This window comes from Pseudomonas sp. BS3782 TE3695 (genome assembly GCF_050435305.1).
Lineage (GTDB): Bacteria > Pseudomonadota > Gammaproteobacteria > Pseudomonadales > Pseudomonadaceae > Aquipseudomonas.
Genome location: NZ_JBNDKB010000001.1, coordinates 2,819,314 through 2,840,602, shown reverse-complemented (window position 1 = coordinate 2,840,602; position 21,289 = coordinate 2,819,314). Strand labels below are relative to the sequence as shown.

The 21,289-nt window shown below is 59.5% G+C and carries 13 protein-coding genes; 7 read left to right on the top strand and 6 right to left on the bottom strand.

Annotation, left to right across the window (positions count from 1 at the left end; all coding sequences use genetic code 11):
* Nucleotides 1-218: 218 nt before the first annotated feature.
* Together smc and ABH909_RS13065 are read right to left on the bottom strand one after the other, a co-directional pair.
* Entirely contained in the window at nucleotides 219-3,707 is a 3,489-nt protein-coding gene (gene smc / locus ABH909_RS13070; RefSeq protein WP_429433616.1) for a chromosome segregation protein SMC, read from the bottom strand.
* Nucleotides 3,708-3,709: 2 nt separating this feature from the next.
* The gene (locus ABH909_RS13065) at nucleotides 3,710-4,369 is read right to left on the bottom strand and encodes a GntR family transcriptional regulator (protein WP_429433614.1); all 660 of its coding nucleotides are present in this window, start codon (nucleotides 4,367-4,369) and stop codon (nucleotides 3,710-3,712) included.
* 277 nt (nucleotides 4,370-4,646) lie between these two features.
* On the opposite strand from ABH909_RS13065, the gene xdhA reads away from it, so the two are divergent.
* From xdhA to guaD, 4 genes are all read left to right on the top strand, one after another.
* On the top strand, nucleotides 4,647-6,101 hold the full coding sequence (gene xdhA / locus ABH909_RS13060; RefSeq protein WP_429433612.1) for a xanthine dehydrogenase small subunit: 1,455 nt from the start codon (nucleotides 4,647-4,649) through the stop codon (nucleotides 6,099-6,101).
* On the top strand, nucleotides 6,094-8,493 hold the full coding sequence (gene xdhB, locus ABH909_RS13055) for a xanthine dehydrogenase molybdopterin binding subunit (RefSeq protein WP_429433609.1): 2,400 nt from the start codon (nucleotides 6,094-6,096) through the stop codon (nucleotides 8,491-8,493). Before xdhA ends, xdhB begins: the two co-directional genes overlap by 8 nt.
* Before the next feature lie 118 nt (nucleotides 8,494-8,611).
* Nucleotides 8,612-9,457, top strand: a complete 846-nt coding sequence (xdhC, locus tag ABH909_RS13050; RefSeq protein WP_429433606.1) for a xanthine dehydrogenase accessory protein XdhC — start codon at nucleotides 8,612-8,614, stop codon at nucleotides 9,455-9,457.
* A gap of 55 nt (nucleotides 9,458-9,512) precedes the next feature.
* Nucleotides 9,513-10,817: a guanine deaminase gene (guaD, locus tag ABH909_RS13045; protein WP_429433604.1), complete on the top strand. Its 1,305-nt coding sequence runs from the start codon at nucleotides 9,513-9,515 to the stop codon at nucleotides 10,815-10,817.
* 162 nt (nucleotides 10,818-10,979) lie between these two features.
* On the opposite strand, the gene ABH909_RS13040 is transcribed toward guaD, so the two are convergent.
* Nucleotides 10,980-11,744, bottom strand: a complete 765-nt coding sequence (locus ABH909_RS13040; protein WP_429433602.1) for a GntR family transcriptional regulator — start codon at nucleotides 11,742-11,744, stop codon at nucleotides 10,980-10,982.
* Nucleotides 11,745-12,142: 398 nt separating this feature from the next.
* On the opposite strand from ABH909_RS13040, the gene ABH909_RS13035 reads away from it, so the two are divergent.
* Nucleotides 12,143-13,333 carry a benzoate/H(+) symporter BenE family transporter gene (locus ABH909_RS13035; protein ID WP_429433600.1) on the top strand — a complete coding sequence of 397 codons (1,191 nt, stop codon included), beginning with the start codon at nucleotides 12,143-12,145 and terminating at the stop codon, nucleotides 13,331-13,333.
* Between the two features lie 170 nt (nucleotides 13,334-13,503).
* On the opposite strand, the gene ABH909_RS13030 is transcribed toward ABH909_RS13035, so the two are convergent.
* Nucleotides 13,504-13,848, bottom strand: coding sequence for a YggL family protein (locus ABH909_RS13030; RefSeq protein WP_007896965.1), 345 nt, complete (start codon nucleotides 13,846-13,848; stop codon nucleotides 13,504-13,506).
* A gap of 234 nt (nucleotides 13,849-14,082) precedes the next feature.
* On the opposite strand from ABH909_RS13030, the gene dacB reads away from it, so the two are divergent.
* Nucleotides 14,083-15,543: a D-alanyl-D-alanine carboxypeptidase/D-alanyl-D-alanine endopeptidase gene (gene dacB, locus ABH909_RS13025; protein ID WP_429433598.1), complete on the top strand. Its 1,461-nt coding sequence runs from the start codon at nucleotides 14,083-14,085 to the stop codon at nucleotides 15,541-15,543.
* Nucleotides 15,544-15,645: 102 nt separating this feature from the next.
* On the opposite strand, the gene ABH909_RS13020 is transcribed toward dacB, so the two are convergent.
* Both ABH909_RS13020 and rlmKL read right to left on the bottom strand, forming a co-directional pair.
* On the bottom strand, nucleotides 15,646-18,036 hold the full coding sequence (locus ABH909_RS13020) for a sensor domain-containing diguanylate cyclase (protein WP_429433594.1): 2,391 nt from the start codon (nucleotides 18,034-18,036) through the stop codon (nucleotides 15,646-15,648).
* 141 nt (nucleotides 18,037-18,177) lie between these two features.
* The gene (rlmKL, locus tag ABH909_RS13015) at nucleotides 18,178-20,448 is read right to left on the bottom strand and encodes a bifunctional 23S rRNA (guanine(2069)-N(7))-methyltransferase RlmK/23S rRNA (guanine(2445)-N(2))-methyltransferase RlmL (RefSeq protein ID WP_429433591.1); all 2,271 of its coding nucleotides are present in this window, start codon (nucleotides 20,446-20,448) and stop codon (nucleotides 18,178-18,180) included.
* A gap of 532 nt (nucleotides 20,449-20,980) precedes the next feature.
* On the opposite strand from rlmKL, the gene rmf reads away from it, so the two are divergent.
* Nucleotides 20,981-21,196: a ribosome modulation factor gene (rmf, locus tag ABH909_RS13010; protein WP_003223300.1), complete on the top strand. Its 216-nt coding sequence runs from the start codon at nucleotides 20,981-20,983 to the stop codon at nucleotides 21,194-21,196.
* The last annotated feature ends 93 nt before the right edge of the window (nucleotides 21,197-21,289 follow it).

Below are 21,289 nucleotides of genomic sequence, written 5' to 3'. Positions count from 1 at the left end.
GTTTACATTGTGCAAACCGCTTTAAAACGTGGCGCCAACTCTATGTTCTGACAGGCGTTTTGCCCACGTATACGAAAAATTGACATTAAACTAGCACGACCAAAGGCAACTTTACACCGTCTCTCACAGTGGCTTGCGCGAATTATGTCGATTGGCCAGCAAGTCAAGGCAGGTAAAAAGCCCTACAGCTCAATAATACTTGCCCTACACGCAATGACTCAGGCGTCCACCATGGCCATCGCCTCCTCCACATCCACTGCCACCAGCCGCGAGCAACCCGGTTCGTGCATCGTCACCCCCATTAATTGATCGGCCATTTCCATGGCGATCTTGTTGTGGGTGATGTAGATGAACTGCACCGTTTGCGACATTTCCTTGACCAGCCGTGCGTAGCGTCCAACGTTAGCGTCATCCAATGGCGCGTCAACCTCATCGAGCATGCAGAACGGCGCCGGATTCAACTTGAAGATGGCAAATACCAGAGCCAATGCGGTCAGGGCTTTTTCGCCACCGGAGAGCAAATGGATGGTGCTGTTCTTCTTTCCTGGCGGCTGCGCCATGATCGTCACCCCTGTATCGAGTAGATCTTCGCCCGTCAGTTCCAAATACGCGCGTCCTCCACCGAAAACTTTTGGGAAAAGGGCCTGTAAACCGCCATTGATCTGATCAAAGGTATCTTTGAAGCGGTTTCGGGTTTCCTTGTCGATCTTGCGAATGACGTTCTCGAGCGTGTCCAGCGCTTCCACCAGATCGTCGTTCTGAGCATCCAGATAACGCTTACGCTCGGATTGTTGCTGATATTCGTCGATGGCTGCGAGGTTGATCGCGCCGAGGCGCTGAATCCGCGCGGCAATCCGCTCGAGTTCTTCTTCGGCGTCTTTCTCGTTGGCCCCGGCCAGAAGCGTGGCGAGCACGCCGTTGAGGTCGTAGCCGTCTTCGAGCAATTGATCCTGCAAAGTCTTGCGCCGCACCGTCAGCGCTTGCCATTCCATGCGCTGCTGCTCGAGCTGGCTGCGAATCAACTGGGATTGCTGCTCGGCCTGATTGCGACGTTTCTCGGCGTCACGCAATTGGCGGTCGGCATCTTCCATGGCCATTTGCGCGGTCTTGAGTTCTTCGTCAACCGTCATGCGCTTGTCGAGCAGCTCTTCGAGTTTCAGCCGCAGCTCTTCCAGTGGCGCCTCGCCTTCTTCGAGGTTGAGGCTCAGCTGTTCGCGCTTCTCGGTCAGGCGCTCGGACTGCATCTCCAGCCGTTCGAGGGCCTGACGAGTGGAATCGTATTGCGCCCTCAGCGAACCGAGGCGTACCGCCAATTGATGCGCATGATCCTTATGCTGCCGGGCTTCCTGACGTACCCGGTCGAGGCGTTCGCGCAGGCTGTCGCGCTGGGCCAACAGCAACTCACGCTGCTCGGTGTCCAGCGCCATGCTGTCGAGAGCCTCCTGCAATTGCAGGCGCGCTTCGCCGATATTTTCGTGTTCCAGGGCGCGCTGTTCACTCAACTCGGTGAGTTCTTCATCGAGCCGGGTGCGGCGCAAGGTCAATTGCTCGACCTTGGCTTTGCCGGCGGACAACTGGGCTTTCAATTCGCCTTGCTGACGGGCCTCGTCTTGCAGCAAACGACGCAAATGTTCGCGGCCGTTTTCCTGCTGACGCTGTTGCGCCCTGAGATTCTGAAGTCGGGTTTCCAGGGTTTCGACCGTCGCTTCGCGCTCTTCGCGTTCAAGGCCCAAACGCTGGATTTCCTGACCACGGGCGAGTACGCCGCTTTCCGCTTCGCTGGCCCGGCGCACACGTAAAAAGTGTCGGCCGACCCAGTAACCGTCGCGGCTGATCAGGCTTTGCCCGGCCGCCAATTGCCCGCGCAAGGCCAAGGCTTGCTCAAGGCTGTCGACCGGTTTGACCTGTCCCAGCCATGGCGACAAATCAATCTGCGCCTCGACCTTGTCGAGCAAACTGCCGGGCACTCGCACGCCATCGGCAGCCGGGCTGAGCAGGCGCAAATCGCCTTGGGCAAACCCGGCCAGATCGAAATCACCGAAGTCATCCACCAGCACCGCTTGCAGGTCGGCGCCGAGCACGGTTTCTACCGCCAGTTCCCAACCGGCCTCGACCTTCAGGCCTTCGGCCAGACGCGGACGATCCGCCAGATGCTGTTCGCGCAGCCATTCGGCGGTGCCGGTGCCCGGATCGAGCGCGGCTTGCTGCAAGGCTTCCAGCGACGCGAGACGTCCGTTGAGCCGCTGCAAATCACCTTGGGCTTGCTGCTGCGCCGAAAGCGCTTGCTGCAACTCCTGACGCAGTTGCTCAAGGCGTTCGACCTGAGCTTCTTCGCTGGCCTGCAAGTCTTCGAGCGTGGCCTCGGACGCAGCCAATTGCTCGCTGAGTTCCATGATCGCCGCGTCTTCCGGGTCCGCCGACAGCAACGCACGCTCTTCACCAAGGCGCTTCTGGCGATCGGCCAAACGTTCCAGACTGGTTTCCAGCTGCTGGATCCGCGACTGCTGAACTTCAGCCTGACGGCGCGGCTCGGCAGCGGTGAGGTTGAACGCGTCCCACTGTTCCTGCCAACCGTGCATGGTGGTTTCGGATTCTTCGAGCGCGGCAGCAGCTTCTTCGGCGGCGGCGCTGGTGACTTCCTGTTCCGGCGTGAGCATGTCCAGCTCTTCGCCCAAGGTCAGCAGCAAGGTGCGGTCGTGGCCCAAGTGAGATTCGGTTTCCAGCCGCGCACGCTCGGCTTCTTTCAGGTCGTCCTGTAGCTGACGCAAACGTTGCTGACCGTGCTGGATGCTCTGCTCGACCCGGGCGATATCACCGCCGACCGAATAGAAACGCCCTTGCACCAGATTGAAGCGTTCGGACAAATCGTGATGACCATCGCGCAGGCGTTCAATGGCCGCGTCGGCATTGCGCTGTTCAGCCACCAAGGCTTCGAAGGTGATTTCCTGGGTGCCAATGATCGACTCGCGCTGGCCGACCTGTTCGTTCAATGCCTGCCAGCGCAGAGCCGACAGCTGGGCCTTGAGCTGACGCTCCTCGCCTTTGTATTCCTGATACTTCTTGGCGGCCTCGGCCTGGCGATGCAAGCGTTCAAGCTGACGCTCGAGCTCTTCGCGCAGGTCGGTCAGGCGGGCAAGGTTTTCGTGGGTGCGGCGGATACGGTTTTCAGTCTCGCGCCGACGTTCCTTGTACTTGGAAATACCGGCGGCTTCTTCGATGAAATTGCGCAGGTCTTCGGGCTTGGACTCGATCAGCTTGGAGATCATGCCCTGCTCGATGATCGAATAACTGCGCGGGCCAAGACCGGTGCCGAGGAAGATATCGGTGATATCGCGGCGGCGACATTTGGCGCCGTTAAGGTAGTAAGTGGTCTGACTGTCGCGGGTCACTTTGCGACGAATGGAAATCTCCGCATAGGCGGCCCATTCGCCGAGCAGGGTGCCGTCGGAGTTATCGAATACCAGCTCGATGCTCGCCTGGCTCACCGGTTTACGGCTGGTCGATCCGTTGAAGATGACGTCGGTCATCGACTCGCCGCGCAGGTTCTTGGCCGAGCTCTCGCCCATCACCCAGCGCACTGCATCGATGATGTTCGACTTGCCGCAGCCATTGGGCCCGACCACCGCCGCCATGTTACTGGGGAAGTTCACCGTGGTCGGGTCGACGAAGGATTTGAACCCCGCCAGTTTGATGCACTTGAGCCGCACGCTTAAGCGACCGTCAGGGCAGAGACCACCAGATCGCAACTGCGCTGGGCATACGCCGTCAGCACCACGCGAATCTGAGGAAGGTCACGAGCCAGCACGGCAGCGAGCAAGCGTTCGAACAGCTCGAGAAACTCGCTCATCGAGGCCTTGCGCTGATCCAGGGCGAGGAAATACGCGCGGCTCATGGCCGGCTGCAGATTCTCGACGGTTTCCTGCAAGTACGGGTTGTTGGCGAACGGATAGGCGGCGCGCATCACGCTGAAGCTGTCATCGACGAACGTGCGGATGTCCTGGCGTTCGTAGCTGGCGGTCAGGCGCTGCTGGATCTCCATGAACGGCGCCATGTCGGCCTGAACGCGCCAGCCGTTGGCCACGGAATTGCCGAGCAGAATGTACAACTCGCTCATCAGCGTACACAGGCTTTGCACCTTGTGCACGGTCAGTTCGGTCACGTGGGCGCCACGTCGCGGCAAAATCGCGATCAAGTGGCGGCGCTCAAGGATCAGCAAGGCTTCACGGACTGAACCGCGGCTGACATTGAGGGCCAGCGTGACCTTCTGTTCCTGGATGCGCTCCCCCGGCTTCATTTCGCCGCGAATGATACGTTCGGCGAGGTGGTGAGCGATTTGCTCGGCGAGGCTGTCCGGCGCCTTGAACGTCATGGTTGTCCTTCAAACTCTTCGATCTGCACAAGCGGCGCAGTGTAGCGCAATTGATGGGTCATGGCGGAGTGCCCACCCAGCGGTTTTTGGCACGATTCGCGCAAGATTCACGCAAAAGGCAAGCTATCCCGTGAGGGTCAATAATGAAGGAACGAGTCGTTGATCGACAAAATGCTATTTCCTGACCTTTAAGTCAGAAAATCATTGACCGAAAAGTCAGACCTGATAAATTCGGCTCATGTCGGTTAACAACAATAATGAGTTTGCGAGGCCTTCCGTGATCCAGTTTTTACTAAACCAGGAACTCCGTAGCGAGCACGCCCTGGACCCGAACCTGACCGTGCTCAATTACCTGCGCGACCATGTGGGCAAACCCGGTACCAAAGAAGGCTGCGCCAGCGGTGACTGTGGCGCCTGCACCGTGGTGGTCGGCGAGTTGCAGACGGACGACGATGGCCGCGAACACATTCGCTATCGCAGCCTCAACTCGTGCCTGACATTCGTCTCCTCCTTGCACGGCAAGCAACTGATCAGCGTCGAAGACCTCAAGCACCAGGGCGAGCTGCACAGCGTGCAAAAAGCCATGGTCGAGTGCCACGGTTCGCAATGCGGTTTCTGCACGCCGGGCTTCGTGATGTCGCTGTTCGCGCTGCAAAAGAACAGCGATCAACCGGACGCCCATAAAGCTCACGAAGCACTGGCCGGCAACCTCTGCCGTTGCACAGGCTATCGGCCGATTCTGGCCGCTGCCGAGCAATCTTGCTGCGGCAAACAACCCGACCAATTCGATGCTCGCGAAGCGGAAACTATCGCTCGCCTGAAAGCCATCGCCCCCACCGATATCGGCGAACTCAACAGTGGCGACAAGCGCTGCCTGGTGCCGCTGACCGTGGCCGATCTGGCCGACCTCTATGACGCTTATCCACAAGCTCGCTTGCTGGCCGGTGGGACGGATCTGGCACTGGAAGTCACCCAGTTCCACCGCACCTTGCCGGTGATGATCTACGTCGGCAATGTCGCTGAAATGAAACGCATCGAACGCTTCGACGATCGCCTGGAAATCGGCGCCGCCACCGCCCTCTCCGACTGCTACGACGCCTTGAAGGCCGAGTACCCGGACTTCGGCGAATTGCTACAACGCTTCGCTTCCTTGCAGATCCGCAATCAAGGCACCCTCGGCGGCAACATCGGCAACGCCTCGCCGATCGGTGATTCACCACCGCTGCTGATCGCCCTCGGCGCGCAGATCGTCCTGTGCAAGGGCGAAACACGCCGCACCATGGCCCTGGAAGATTACTTCATCGATTACCGGGTGACCGCGCGTCAGGAAAGCGAGTTCATCGAAAAGATCATCGTGCCGCGTGCCAGCGCCGAACAACTGTTCCGCGCCTACAAAGTCTCCAAGCGTCTGGACGATGACATTTCCGCCGTTTGCGCCGCGTTCAATCTGCGCATCGACAACGGCATGATCGCGGACGCACGCGTGGCGTTCGGCGGCATGGCCGCGATTCCGAAACGTGCGAATAATTGCGAAACGGTGTTGCTCGGCGCGCCGTTCAATCACGACACCGTCGAACGCGCCTGCGCTGCATTGGCCGAAGACTTCACGCCGCTCTCGGACTTCCGCGCCAGCAAGGAATACCGCCTGCTCAGCGCGCAGAACCTTTTGCGTAAGTACTTCATCGAACTGCAAACACCGCACATCGAGACTCGGGTGACCGCTTATGTCTAATCATCACGCTGTAGAGAAGACCCAAGCCGAATTGGCTGAACTGTTCGCCAAGGACCTGACCACCGGTGTCGGCCGCAGCGTCAAGCATGACAGCGCCGACAAGCACGTGTCCGGTGAAGCGCAGTACATCGACGACCGCCTGGAATTCCCCAATCAGCTGCACGTTTACGCACGGCTGTCGGATCGCGCCCACGCGAAAATCATCAGCATCGACACCAAGCCCTGCTACGCCTTCGAAGGCGTGCGCATCGCCATTACCCACGAAGACGTGCCGGGCCTGAAAGACATCGGCCCATTGCTGCCGGGCGACCCGTTGCTGGCAATTGACGACGTGCAATTCGTCGGTCAACCGGTACTCGCCGTCGCAGCGAAAGATCTGGAAACCGCACGCAAAGCAGCGATGGCCGCGATCATCGAATACGAAGATCTGGAACCGGTTCTGGACGTGGTAGAAGCGCTGCGCACACGCCATTTCGTGCTCGACAGCCACACCCATCAGCGTGGCGATTCGGCCACTGCGCTTTCTACTGCCGAACATCGCATCCAGGGCACGCTGCACATCGGCGGCCAGGAACACTTCTATCTGGAAACCCAGATCTCTTCGGTGATGCCGACTGAAGACGGCGGCATGATCGTCTATTGCTCGACGCAGAACCCCACCGAAGTGCAGAAACTGGTGGCCGAAGTACTGGACGTGTCGATGAACAAAATCGTCGTCGACATGCGCCGCATGGGCGGTGGTTTCGGCGGCAAGGAAACTCAAGCGGCTAGCCCGGCGTGCCTGTGCGCGGTGATCGCGCACCTGACCGGTCAGCCGACCAAAATGCGCCTGCCGCGTGTCGAAGACATGTTGATGACCGGCAAGCGTCACCCGTTCTACGTCGAGTACGACGTGGGCTTCGACAGCACCGGTCGCTTGCATGGCATTGCGCTGGAACTGGCCGGCAACTGCGGTTGCTCACCGGATTTGTCGGCATCGATTGTCGATCGCGCGATGTTCCATGCCGACAACTCGTACTATTTGGGCGACGCTACCATCAACGGTCACCGCTGCAAAACCAACACTGCGTCGAACACCGCTTACCGGGGTTTCGGTGGCCCGCAAGGCATGGTCGCCATCGAAGAAGTGATGGACGCGATAGCCCGGCATCTAGGTCTCGACCCACTGGCCGTGCGCAAGGCCAACTACTACGGCAAGACCGAGCGCAACATCACTCATTACTACCAGACCGTCGAGCACAACATGCTCGAGGAAATGACCGCCGAACTGGAAGAAAGCAGCCAGTACGCCGAGCGCCGCGAAGCGATTCGTCGCTACAACGCCAACAGCCCGATCCTGAAAAAAGGTTTGGCGCTGACCCCGGTGAAATTCGGTATTTCCTTCACCGCCAGCTTCCTCAATCAGGCCGGCGCACTGATCCACATCTACACCGACGGCAGCATCCACTTGAACCATGGCGGCACTGAAATGGGCCAGGGTCTGAACACCAAGGTTGCGCAAGTCGTGGCTGAAGTGTTCCAGGTGGAAATGGACCGCGTGCAGATCACCGCGACCAACACCGACAAGGTCCCGAACACCTCGCCAACCGCTGCTTCGAGCGGCGCCGACCTCAATGGTAAAGCGGCGCAAAACGCGGCTGAAATCATCAAGAGACGCTTGGTGGAATTCGCCGCGCGGCAATACAAGGTCAGCGAAGAAGACGTGGAATTCCACAACGGTCACGTGCGGGTTCGCGATCATATCCTGACGTTTGAAGCGCTGATCCAGCAGGCGTATTTCGCCCAGGTTTCGTTGTCGAGTACCGGCTTCTACAAGACTCCGAAAATCTACTACGACCGCAGCCAGGCCCGTGGTCGGCCGTTCTATTACTACGCCTTTGGTGCAGCCTGCGCCGAGGTGATCGTCGACACCCTGACCGGCGAGTACAAGATGCTGCGCACCGACATTCTTCACGACGTCGGCGACTCGCTGAACCCGGCAATCGACATCGGGCAGGTCGAGGGTGGTTTCATCCAGGGCATGGGCTGGCTGACCATGGAAGAACTGGTGTGGAACAACAAGGGCAAATTGATGACCAACGGCCCGGCCAGCTACAAGATCCCGGCGGTGGCGGACATGCCGTTGGACCTGCGGGTGAAGCTGGTGGAAAACCGCAAGAACCCGGAAGACACGGTGTTCCATTCCAAGGCCGTGGGTGAGCCGCCGTTCATGCTCGGCATCGCCGCGTGGTGCGCGATCAAGGACGCCGTCGCCAGTTTGGGCGACTACCAGCATCAACCGAAAATCGACGCACCGGCGACGCCGGAGCGGGTGTTGTGGGGTTGCGAGCAGATGCGGCAGTTGAAGGCTTTGAAGCCTGTTGAGGCTGAAGTCGAGTTGGCTTCGCTCTAGGACCGAGGCGCGGCCTTCGCGAGCAATCCCGCTCCCACAGGGGAATGCATTCCAAATGTGGGAGCGGGCTTGCTCGCGAAGACGGCCGAACAGACAACAAAGTTGTAGAGGTGAAAACATGTACAACTGGATTGACGCCCTCGCCGACCTGCAAACCCGGGGTGAACCCTGTGTGTTGGTGACCATCATCGAAGAGCTCGGCTCGACGCCGCGCAATGCCGGCTCGAAAATGGTCATCAGCGCCAACCAGACCTTCGACACCATCGGTGGCGGTCATCTGGAATACAAGGCCATGCAGATCGGCCGCGAGATGCTTGCCAGCGGCAAGCAGGACACCCACCTTGAGCGCTTCAGCCTCGGCGCCAGCCTGGGTCAGTGCTGCGGTGGTGTGACCGTATTGCTGTTCGAACCGATGGGCCAGGTTCAGGCGCAGATCGCTGTGTTTGGCGCCGGCCACGTCGGCCGGGCGCTGGTGCCGCTGCTCGCCAGCCTGCCCTGCCGGGTGCGCTGGATTGATTCGCGGGAAGCCGAATTCCCGGAACAGATCCCCCACGGCGTGCGCAAAATAATCACTGAAGAACCGCTGGATGAAGTGGATGACCTGCCCGTCGGCAGCTACTGCATCGTCATGACCCACAACCATCAACTCGACCTCGAACTCACTGCGGCGATCCTCAAGCGCAACGACTTCGCCTATTTCGGCCTGATCGGTTCGAAGACCAAACGGGTGAAGTTCGAACACCGCCTGCGTGACCGTGGTTTCGACAGCACCGTGCTGCAACGCATGCGCTGCCCGATGGGCATCGGCGAAGTCAAAGGCAAGTTGCCTGTGGAAATCGCCATCTCCATCGCCGGCGAAATCATCGCCACCTATAACGCGAATTTCGGCCAGCACACCGCCAGCGCCGGATCATCGATCGCCAAACTGCTGCCGGCTTCGCGCCGCAGCCAAGCTTCGAACTGAATGCTTTGAACTGAAAGCTTCGAACTGAACAGCTTCGAACCAATTGAGAACGCTCATGCCCCTGACTCGCAAAGCCTACCGCACCGCCATTCTGCACAGCATCGCCGATCCCGCCGAAGTGGGTATCGAAGCCTCATACGAGTATTTCGAAGACGGTCTGCTGGTGGTCGATAACGGCCAGATCAGCGCCATCGGCCACGCCAGCGAATTACTGCCGACCCTGCCCGCCGATATCCAGGTCACGCACTATAGGGACGCACTGATCACCCCGGGTTTCATCGATACCCACATTCACCTGCCGCAAACCGGCATGGTCGGCGCCTACGGCGAACAGCTGCTGGATTGGCTGAATACCTACACCTTCCCGTGCGAAAGCCAGTTTGCCGACAAGGATCACGCTGACGAAGTCGCGGACATTTTCATCAAGGAACTGCTGCGCAACGGCACCACCACGGCGCTGGTGTTCGGCAGCGTGCATCCGCAATCGGTGAACTCGTTCTTCGAGGCTGCCGAACAGCTGGACCTGCGGATGATCGCAGGTAAAGTGATGATGGACCGCAACGCGCCGGACTACCTGACCGATACCGCCGAATCGAGCTACGTTGAAAGCAAGGCGCTGATCGAGCGCTGGCACGGCAAGGGCCGCTTGCACTACGCGGTCACCCCACGCTTCGCCCCGACCAGCACCCCGGAACAACTGACCCTCGCCGGCCAGTTGCTCAGCGAATACCCGGATCTGTACATGCAGACCCACATCAGCGAGAACCTCAAGGAAATCGAGTGGGTCAAGGCGCTGTTCCCGGAGCGCAAAGGCTACCTGGATGTCTACGATCACTACCAATTGCTCGGCGAGCGCTCGGTATTCGCCCACGGCGTACACCTGTGCGACGACGAATGCGCGCGCTTGGCCGAAACCGGCTCGGCGATCGCCTTCTGCCCGACCTCCAACTTCTTCCTTGGCAGCGGCTTGTTCAATCTGCCGATGGCCGAGAAGCACAAACTCAATGTCGGTCTCGGTACCGACGTCGGTGGCGGCACCAGCTTCTCGCTGCTGCAAACCCTGAACGAAGCCTACAAAGTCATGCAACTGCAAGGCGCGCGACTGAGCCCGTTCAAGTCGCTGTACCTGGCCACCCTCGGCGGCGCCCGCGCGCTACGTCTGGAAAACAAGATTGGTACTTTGCAACCGGGCACCGACGCGGACTTCCTGGTGCTGGACTACAACGCCACGCCATTGCTCAGCTATCGCCTGAAACAGGCCAATAACATCGCCGAGACGTTATTTGTATTGATGACGCTGGGGGATGACCGGACTGTTCTGCAGACGTATGCGGCGGGGAATCTGGTGCATCAGCGCTAAGATCTTCCGGGCATAAAAAATCCCCCGCAATCGTTGGTTGCGGGGGATTTTTTTTGCCTGTCAGAATGCCAAAAGATCGCAGCCTTCGGCAGCTCCTACGGGTGTACGCTTCCCCCTGTAGGAGCTGCCGAAGGCTGCGATCTTTTCGGCGGCTCCAATAAATCAGAGCTTGGCAGTCGAGCGCCCAGGCTTCCTGGTCTGCAACAAATGCGAAAACACCGCATGCAGATCATCCGACGCGCTGTCTTCGTCGAGGTTGAGCTTGCTGTCGATGTGGTCCATGTGATGCATCATCAGATCCACCGCCAGCGTCGCGTCCCGCGCTTCGATCGCGTCGATCAACTGGGTGTGTTCATCGTAGGAACAGTGGGAACGGTTGCCGCTTTCATACTGGGCGATGATTAACGAAGTCTGCGACACCAGGCTGCGCTGGAAGCTGATCAGCGGGGCATTTTTCGCCGCTTCGGCCAGTTTCAAATGGAACTCGCCTGACAGACGGATTCCGGCACCACGATCGCCACGGGAAAAACTGTCGCGCTCGTCATTGACCATCTGCCGCAGTTCGAGAAGTTGCTCGGCAGTGGCGTGCTGAACCGCCAATTCAGTGATCGCCCGCTCCACCAGACGCCGCGCCAGAAACACCTGACGGGCCTCTTCGACACTCGGGCTGGCGACGACCGCGCCGCGATTCGGTCGCAGCAACACCACGCCTTCATGGGCCAGGCGCGACAGCGCGCGGCGAATGATGGTGCGGCTGACCCCGAAAATTTCCCCCAGCGCTTCTTCGCTCAACTTGGTGCCGGGCGCCAGACGCTGTTCGAGGATGGCCTCGAAGATATGCGCGTAGACCATATCGTCCTGGGTACCGCTGCGGCCGGCTTTGCCTGCTCGCGGTTGTTTCTTGAGGGGTTGCAACTGTTCGTTCATGGGCACTCGAGTCGGGAGAACTGCGGCGAATTGACCGTGACTGTAATACGGCACAGTGGGTCGCTGGCAAGTATCGCGTAAAAAACACCGCGATTGTACACAATGGAAGGTGGCAACACGACTGTACGGCTGTTTGTCGCCCTCGCTGTATTGCAACGACCGGTTACTTTTCAGTTTAGGCTTGAACCAGCAAACCTGTGCTCATGAGCCTGGGATGAATGTGTGGCGAGGGGCTTGCCCCCGTTCGGCGGCGAAGCCGTCGTAAATGCTGCAAACGCAATTTATCTGTCTGATCGCATTGGATTGTTTGGGGGCCGCTTCGCAGCCCAACGGGGCAAGCCCCCTCGCCACAAAAGCTCTTCCGGATTCAGCTTTTATACATAAGGAACACCGCTGTCATGACCGACGCCACGCACACGCAGCTTCGCCCTCTGACTGACACATCACCTTCGGCCATCGTCGCCGGGTTCATTGCCATGATGACCGGCTATACCAGCTCACTGGTGCTGATGTTCCAGGCCGGGCAAGCGGCGGGCCTGACCAGCGGGCAGATTTCGTCGTGGATCTGGGCGATTTCTATCGGCATGGCGGTGTGCTCGATCGGCTTGTCCTTGCGCTACCGCACCCCGATCACCATCGCTTGGTCGACCCCCGGCGCGGCGTTGCTGATCACCAGCCTTGGCGGTGTCAGCTACGGCGAAGCCATTGGTGCCTACATCACTTGCGCAGTGCTGGTGACTATCTGCGGCCTGACCGGCAGTTTCGAACGGCTGGTGAAAAGGATTCCGGCCTCGTTGGCGGCGGCGTTGCTGGCGGGTATTTTGTTCAAGATCGGCAGCGAGATTTTCGTCGCCGCCCAGCACCGCACTGCGCTGGTCCTGGGGATGTTCTTCACCTATCTAGTGGTTAAACGCCTGTCGCCGCGCTACGCCGTACTCGTCGCGCTGTTGATCGGCACTGTGCTGTCAGGATTTATGGGGTTGCTGGATTTCAGTGGCTTCCATCTGGAAGTCGCGACACCGGTCTGGACTACACCGCATTTCTCTTTGGCCGCGACCATCAGCATCGGCATTCCGCTGTTCGTGGTGGCGATGACCTCGCAGAACATGCCGGGTATCGCCGTATTGCGCGCCGATGGCTACAACGTGCCGGCTTCACCACTGATCACTACCACCGGCATTGCCTCGTTGCTGTTAGCGCCTTTCGGCTCCCATGGGATCAACCTGGCCGCCATCAGCGCGGCAATCTGCACCGGGCCGCATGCCCATGAAGATCGCAACAAGCGCTACACGGCTGCCGTCTGGTGCGGGATTTTCTACGGGATTGCCGGGGTGTTTGGCGCAACGCTGGCGGCGTTGTTTGCCGCACTGCCTAAAGAACTGGTGCTGTCGATTGCCGCGCTGGCGCTGTTCGGCTCGATCATCAATGGGTTGAGCATTGCCATGGCGCAAGTGCAGGAACGGGAAGCCGCGTTGATTACCTTCATGGTGACGGCGTCGGGGTTGACGCTGTTTTCCATCGGTTCGGCGTTTTGGGGGATTGTGGCGGGGGTGTTGACGTTATTGATCTTGAATTGGCGTGGCGACTAAAAGATCGCAGCCTCGTTGCACTCGACAGCTCCTACATAGCTCCTACATAGCTCCTACACAGCGCCTGCCATCGCATGCATTGCCCTGTAGGAGCTGTCGAGTGAAACGAGGCTGCGATCCTTTGATCTTCAAAAAAAACGGCGACCCTTGGGTCGCCGTTTTTTACAACATCAAGCTACCGGATTGATCGGCTTTTCCGGGTACCAGACGTCGATCAGCGGGCTGACGGTTGCTTCGGTCAGTTCGCTGCGGCCTTTGAGCCAGGCTTCAACAGCGGCACGCTGCTCTTCGGAGACCGAGCCACGCTTCTGCAGGCAAACCAGACCGAAGTCGTCGCCGCCCACATAGCCCAGACCGTTGGCTTCCATGGCTTCTTTCAGGAACGCGTCGAGGAAAGCATCAATGGCTTCATCAGCCAAATCTTCTTTGAAATCCAGGTTCAGTTCGAAACCCAGCTCTTGAAATTCATCGACGCACAGTTTTTTGCGCAGACGCTGGGAACGGTTAGTCGCCATTGGAACAATCCTCATAAGTATTAACGGGCCGCACTTTAGCAGTTTAAGGCGCCGATTGCCCGTCTCAGAATGCTGCTACACCTACCGCCGGTAAAAAAATAGCGGATTAGACGACCGGGGTACGGCACAAGCTGCTGCACCTTGGGGCATAATGCCGACACTTTCATGACCGCTGAGGGAATTTATTTCCATGCCCTCGTCTTTTTTCCCCTCGGCTGTAGGGTTTTATTTCAAATGATCAAATCTTTGCGTCCATTGCTGCTGGCCAGTCTTCTTTTACCCTTGGCCCTCCCCGTTTCCGCCGCTTCGATCAACACCGCCCTGTCGCCCAACGTCGAAAAGGCCCTCAAGGCCAGCAAATTGCAGAGCAATGCCCTGTCGCTGGTAATGATCCCGCTCAACGGCCCAGGCACCCCAACCCTTCATAACGCGGATGTTTCGGTCAACCCGGCCTCGACCATGAAACTGGTGACCACGTACGCCGCGCTGGAAATGCTCGGCCCCAACCACCAGTGGAAAACCGAGTTCTACACCGACGGCACCCTCAGCGGTGGCATCCTCAACGGCAACCTCTACCTCAAGGGTGGCGGCGATCCGAAGCTCAACATGGAAAAACTCTGGCTACTGATGCGCGATTTGCGCGCCAACGGCGTGATCCAGGTCACCGGCGACCTGGTGCTGGACCGCGGCTTCTTCGTGCAACCGCAACTGCCTGAATTCAATGACGACGGCAACGACGATAACAAACCGTTCCTGGTCAAGCCCGACGCCCTATTGGTCAACCTCAAGGCTCTGCGCTTCGTGGCGCGCAACGACTCGGGCAAGGTCCTGGTGTCGGTCGAGCCGCCGATTGCCAGCGTCCGCATCGACAATCAGGTCAAGGCGCTCAACTCCAAGCAATGCACCGGTGGCGTGCGTTACAACCCGGTGCCCCAGGCTGATGGCAGCGTCACCGTGACCGTCGGCGGCCAGTTGGGCGAAGGTTGCAGCTCCCAGACCTACCTGTCGCTGCTTGATCACGCGACCTACACCGCTGGCGCTGTGCGGGCGATCTGGAAGGAACTGGGCGGCAGCATCCAGGGCCAGGATCGTCTGGCACCGACGCCGAGCAACGCCAAAGTGCTGGCCCGGGCCTATTCGCCAGACCTGGCGGAAATCATTCGCGACATCAACAAATACAGTAACAACACCATGGCTCAGCAGTTGTTCCTGAGCCTGGGCCAGAAGTTCCGCACCGATGCCGACGGTGACGATGCCAAGGCGGCCCAGCGCGTGGTGCGTCAGTGGCTGGCGAGAAAAGGCATCACCGCGCCGCATCTGGTGATGGAGAACGGCTCCGGCCTGTCCCGCGCCGAGCGCGTGAGTGCCCGTGAAATGGCCGCAATGCTGCAAGCCGCCTGGCGCAGCCCGTATTCCGCCGAGTTCATCAGCTCGATGCCGATCGCCGGCACCGACGGCACCATGCGCAAACGCCTTAAGACTACCGCGATGCGCGGTGAAGCCCACGTCAAGACCGGCACCCTGAACACCGTGCGCGCCATCTCCGGCTACAGCCGCGACATCAATGGCAATACCTGGGCGGTGGTAGCGATCCTCAACGACAAAGCACCATTTGGCGCCTCCTCGGTGCTGGATCAGGTGCTGCTGGACCTGTATCGCCAGCCGAAACTGCCGGAAACGGCTTCGGTGTTGTAACCCTTAAAGTCAAAAGATCGCAGCCTTCGGCAGCTCCTACGCGCCTGTGGGCGCCGCCGAAGGCTGCGATCTTTTCTGCTCACCACAAACATCCTGTCTGACCTAATCCATCTGCCCCTCAACCCTATCCCTTCCCGACTGTTTCGCTGCATACACCCCTGAGTCCGCCCGCAACAGCAACGCATCCACACCCTCTCCGGCACGCCAGCTGGCAATCCCGAAACTCGCGGTGACAATCCCGACCTCGTCGATCGGCGCACTGCGCAACCCTTGCCACAACTCCACGGCCAACACGTGGGCCTGTTCGCCGTCGATATCCGGACAGAGCACCATGAACTCTTCACCGCCCAGGCGACAGAACACGTCAGTGCGCCGCAAGCGACCGCCAATGCGCTCGCACACGGCCTGCAAGACCCGATCGCCCACGGCATGGCCGTGCTGATCGTTGATGCGCTTGAAGTGATCGATGTCGAGCATGATCACTGACAACTCGCCACCGCCGCGCTCGACCCGGGCCATTTCGGTGGTCAGGCGCTCTTGAAAATAGCGACGGTTATGGATCCCGGTCAGGGAGTCGGTCACCGACAGTGCGCGCAATTCCTCTTCCACACGCTTGAGGTCGGAGATATCCGAGATATAGCCATGCCAGAGCACACCCCCGCCGGGCAGTTCCTCTGGCGTCGCCTCACCACGGACCCAGCGCAGACCACGCTGGGGCAACTGCACGCGATATTCCTCGCGCCAGGGACTGAGGTTGGCCGCCGAGGCCTGGATCGATGCGCGAACCCGACGCGTGTCCTGCGGATGAATTCGCGTGAACACCGCTTCGGCGTTGAGCAACAGCACCTGCGGCTCGAGTTCGTAGATATCGCGCATACCGTCGCTGGCGTAGATCACGCTGAAGCGCCCATCGAATTCCATCTTGAACTGGTAGATCCCGCCGGGCACGTGGGCGCTGAGTTTCTTCAGCAACAGGTCCCGAGCCGCCAGGGCTTCGTGGACGCGCTTGCGCTCGGTGATGTCGATACAAATCGCCAGGTGCCCGACCCACAAGCCTTGCTCATCGAGGACCGGGGTGGCCAGCATATTCACCGTCAAATGGCTGCCGTCACCGCGGATCAGCGTCCACTCCCGGGCTTCATGACCGCCCTCTTCCCCGCCCTTGACCAACATCGCCTGACACGTGGGAATGGGCTTGCCATAGCGCGCGCTCAACTCGGCCGAGCGCGCTTCGAGTTCCCGGGGCAGGTGCAGGCTTTCCAGGGTCATATGGCCTACGACCTGAGCACTGGTGTAACCGAGCATTTGCTCTGCACCGGCATTGAAGGTGCTGATCACCCCGCGCAAGTCGGTGGCGATGATTGCCACCTGAGTCGCGGCATCCAGCACACCGCGCAACTGGCCATGGGTGCCTCGCAACTCTTGCTCACGTTCGTGAAGTTCCCGGGTCCGCTGCTCTACCATTTTCAGCGCTCGCTGGCGCTGGCTGACCAACACATAGAGAAACACACTGAGCAGCAGGCTGAGCGAACCGCCAAGCACCACCTGGCTGGCCACCGAGGAATGGTTGGCTTTCAGGAACGCGGCGCTGGGACGCATATCCACTTGATAATCATGGTCGGCCAGGCGTAGCAAACGTGTAGAAGACAAGTCACTGCCCCCCGCCGTGTTGGTCGAGTCATACAACACTTCATGCTGATCATCGGTGGACAAGTCGAGGATACGCACTGAGAGAGAGTCATGATTCTCCTCCGGCAGCCCGTCCGCCAATAGCTGGCGCATGCTGATCACCGCCATGACATAGCCTGCGGGCGCAGCATTCGGGATGTTCTGATGGATGACCGGAGCCACTAGCAACACGCCCCGCGAATAGGCGGGCTCGATGCCTACCAGATGCAACGGTTGCGACACGGCCATGCGGCTATTGCGATCGGCGCGTTCCAGGGTCGAACGACGCATGGGCTGGGCCAGCAGGTCGTAACCCAGCGGCGTGGGCAGTCGGCTCTGGGTTTGGGTGTAGAGCACCGGCACGTATTCGTCCCGCTCTACGGCAGGTTGCAACTGGCCGTCGGCGCTCAGTTCGCGAAAGGTGAAACCGCTCAAGCCTTCTTCCCGCACCGCGCGCTCAAGCAGCGGTCGTTCGGCGCGGGAAACCCGAGGGGCCCAGGAGTAGGCCTGGGTGCGATGCAAAAGAGGCTTGGCGTAACCGTCGAATTCCTCGCGGGACACCGATTCTGAATGGACGAAGAACCGGCGCAGACCGTCGAGGCGCTGCTCCTGATCTTCGAAACGTTCTTCGATACGGCTGTAACGCTCACTGGCGAGCAGCTGGAAACGTTGCCGCAATTGCTGATGAAATTGATTGAACGTCGCCCAGGCCAGCAATCCCGTGAGCATGCCGCCGACAAGCAATGCCAACAGGGCGACCAGCCAGGCCGAAACATCTTCGCGGATAAAACCCAGGATCTTGGGGCGCACGGCGTGCAGCGACATAGATACAACTCAAAACGCCAGGTGCCGGAAAAGCCCTTTGGCCACTGTGGAGTTATAGCTATTAGCCACTAATTTGACCAGCACTGAAAGAACCCAAGAGCCTTTGAAAATCAAGGCTCTGGATCCAATCAGGCTCAAGTATCAGCGAGCAGTGATCTTCCACGCACGGTGGATCTTGCCATTACGGGCGAAATCCGGATCGATGGTCTGGGCGGTGATTTCTTCAACGGCATAGCGCTCGGTGAGGTTTTCCTCAAGCGTGAACTTGCGGAAGTTGTTGGAGAAGTACAACACCCCGCCCGGCGCCAGACGTGCCATCGCCAGGTCGATCAACTGCACCTGATCACGCTGCACGTCGAAAATCCCTTCCATGCGCTTGGAGTTGGAGAAGGTCGGCGGGTCGATGAAGATCAAGTCGTACTCGTCACGGCAGGCATCGAGCCAGGCCATCACATCGCCCTGCTCCAGACGGTTCTTGTCGGAGAAACCGTTCAGCGACAAATTGCGCCGCGCCCAGTCCAGATAAGTTTTCGACAAGTCGACGCTGGTGGTGCTGCGCGCACCGCCCTTGGCTGCATGAACGCTGGCGGTCGCGGTGTAGCAATACAGGTTGAGGAAGCGCTTGCCGGCCGCCTCTTTCTGAATTCGCATGCGCATCGGCCGGTGGTCGAGGAACAGGCCGGTGTCCAGGTAGTCGGTGAGGTTCACCAGCAGCTTCACGCCGCCTTCGTTGACCTCATTGAACTTGCCCTGTGCGCTCTGGCGTTCGTATTGCTTGGTGCCACTCTGACGCTCGCGACGTTTGACCACCACGCGGTTCTTGTCGATGTTCAGCGCCTGCGGGATCGCCGCCAGGGCATCGAACATCCGCGCCGAGGCTTTTTCCGGATCGATGGATTTCGGTGCGGCGTATTCCTGAACGTGGACCCAGTCGTGATACAGGTCGATGGCCATGGAATATTCCGGCATGTCGGCATCGTAGACGCGGTAGCAGTCGATGCCTTCACGCTTGACCCACTTACCGAGGGCCTTGAGGTTTTTTTGCAGACGGTTGGCGAACATCTGCCCGCCTTCGCTCAAGCGCGGTTGCTCGATCACCACCGGGGCCGGTTTGATCGGGTTGCCGTTCTTGTTGTACTTCTCGTACTTGCCTGGCGCTTCGATGTTCGACGGTGCATCGGACTCGGCCTGTTCGCGCTCGATCTGGCGCTGTTCCGGGGTGCGGCGCTCGCCTGTGACGAACTGGTCCGGCGTGACCTTGATCAGCAGCAACTTGCACGGCAGGGCGCCGTTCCAGAACGAATACTGTTTGTGGCTGCGGATGCCCATGCGCTTGCCCAGGTCCGGGGCGCCGGTGAACACCGCCGCTTCCCAGTTCAGGCAGGCCTGACGCAGACGTTCGCCGAGGTTCTGGTAGAGGTAGAGCAGGCTCGCCTCATCGCCCAGACGCTCGCCGTAGGGAGGGTTGCAGATCACCAGGCCTTTCTGGTTCTGGTCCGGGCGCGGCTCGAACGTCGCGACTTCGCCCTGGTAGATCTTGATCCACTCGCTCAGGCCGGCACGTTCGACGTTATTGCGGCCCGGTTGAATCAGACGCGGGTCGGCTTCGTAACCGCGAATCCACAGCGGTGGCTTGGCCAGACCGGCCGCGGCGCGTTCGGTGGCTTCTTCGTGGAGCTTTTTCCACAGCGCCGGCACGTGACCGAGCCAGGCGGTGAAGCCCCACTGCTCACGACGCAGGTTCGGCGCCATGTCGGCGGCGATCATCGCGGCTTCGACCAGGAATGTACCGACACCGCACATCGGGTCAGCCAGTGCACCACCCTCGGCGGCAATCCGAGGCCAGCCGGAACGGATCAGAATTGCCGCCGCAAGGTTTTCCTTCAGCGGCGCCGCGCCCTGCTGCAGGCGATAACCACGCTGGTGCAGGCTGTGACCGGACAGGTCGAGGGACAAAATCGCTTCGCCACGGTCCAGGCGCAGATGAATACGCAGGTCCGGGTTGAGCTTGTCGATAGACGGACGATCGCCCTGGGGGGTGCGCAGTTTGTCGACAATGGCGTCCTTGACCTTCAAGGCGCCGAAATGCGTGTTATCAATGCCAGAACCGTGACCGCTGAATTCGACAGCCAAGGTGCCATCGTTGAGCATGTGGTCTTGCCACTCGATATCCAGCACGCCGTGGTAGAGGTCTTCGGCGTCCTTCATCGGGAAGCGCTTGAGCACCAGCAGCACCCGGTTCGCCAGACGCGACCACAGGCACAGGCGATAGGCGGTTTCCATGGTGGCCATGCCGCGCACAGCCGAGGTGTGCTCACGTGCTTCCTCAAGGCCAAGCCCGACGGCTTCCTCGATAAGCAGGCCTTCAAGGCCTTTGGGGCAAGTGAGGAAGAGTTCGAAACGATCGGACATGGTAATTCCAGAGCCTTTGGCTAAGTGAACCGGCAACGCATTGCCGATCCGGTTTTCAATCAGGCGTTTTTCTAACAGAACGCCCGCGTGGCACGAAGGTGTGCCGTCCCCACCCTGACTGCTCGGGTTAAAAGAGCTTAGATGCCAGGACAGATATAAAAGTTGATGCAACAAAATGTCATAAGTCGACCCTTCGTCGAAAACCCCCCAAGTGCAACGGGTGTCATTCTCGTTAAAGGCTTACCCCTACCCTCTGGCGCAGGGCCGATCATACCGGGGTTTGGCCCGTAAACGCGGGACAAATATCGTGTTACTTATGGCCATAGCATCTTTATGGTTACGTTCTTATGACAAAACGATCATTCCCTCGATGTGACGCATTGGTTAGAACTCAACTCAGGTTGACGTCGCAACGGCGTCAACACCTTGGCTCGCGACGCCGGCAGCGAGCCGCCAACGGCAGGAATTTTTCTGCCTGACCTCGATTGAGGTCGACGCGATAAATACAGTCAACAAGTGAGGGCAATACCCTATGAGAAGACTTAAGCGTGATCCGTTGGAAAGAGCATTTTTGCGCGGATATCAATATGGCGTTGGTGGTAAATCCCGTGAGCTTTGCCCATTTACTCTACCGTCGGTACGCCAAGCCTGGATCAATGGCTGGCGCGAAGGACGCGGCGACAACTGGGACGGTATGACCGGCACTGCGGGAATCCACAGACTCAACGAACTTCACGCCGTCGGCTAATACAGGGCACACACTCCGACACGACAATCTGATTACGCAACGACTTAACCACGCACGTCCCATCCGGACGGCGGGCTTCGGCCCAGGGGCTCC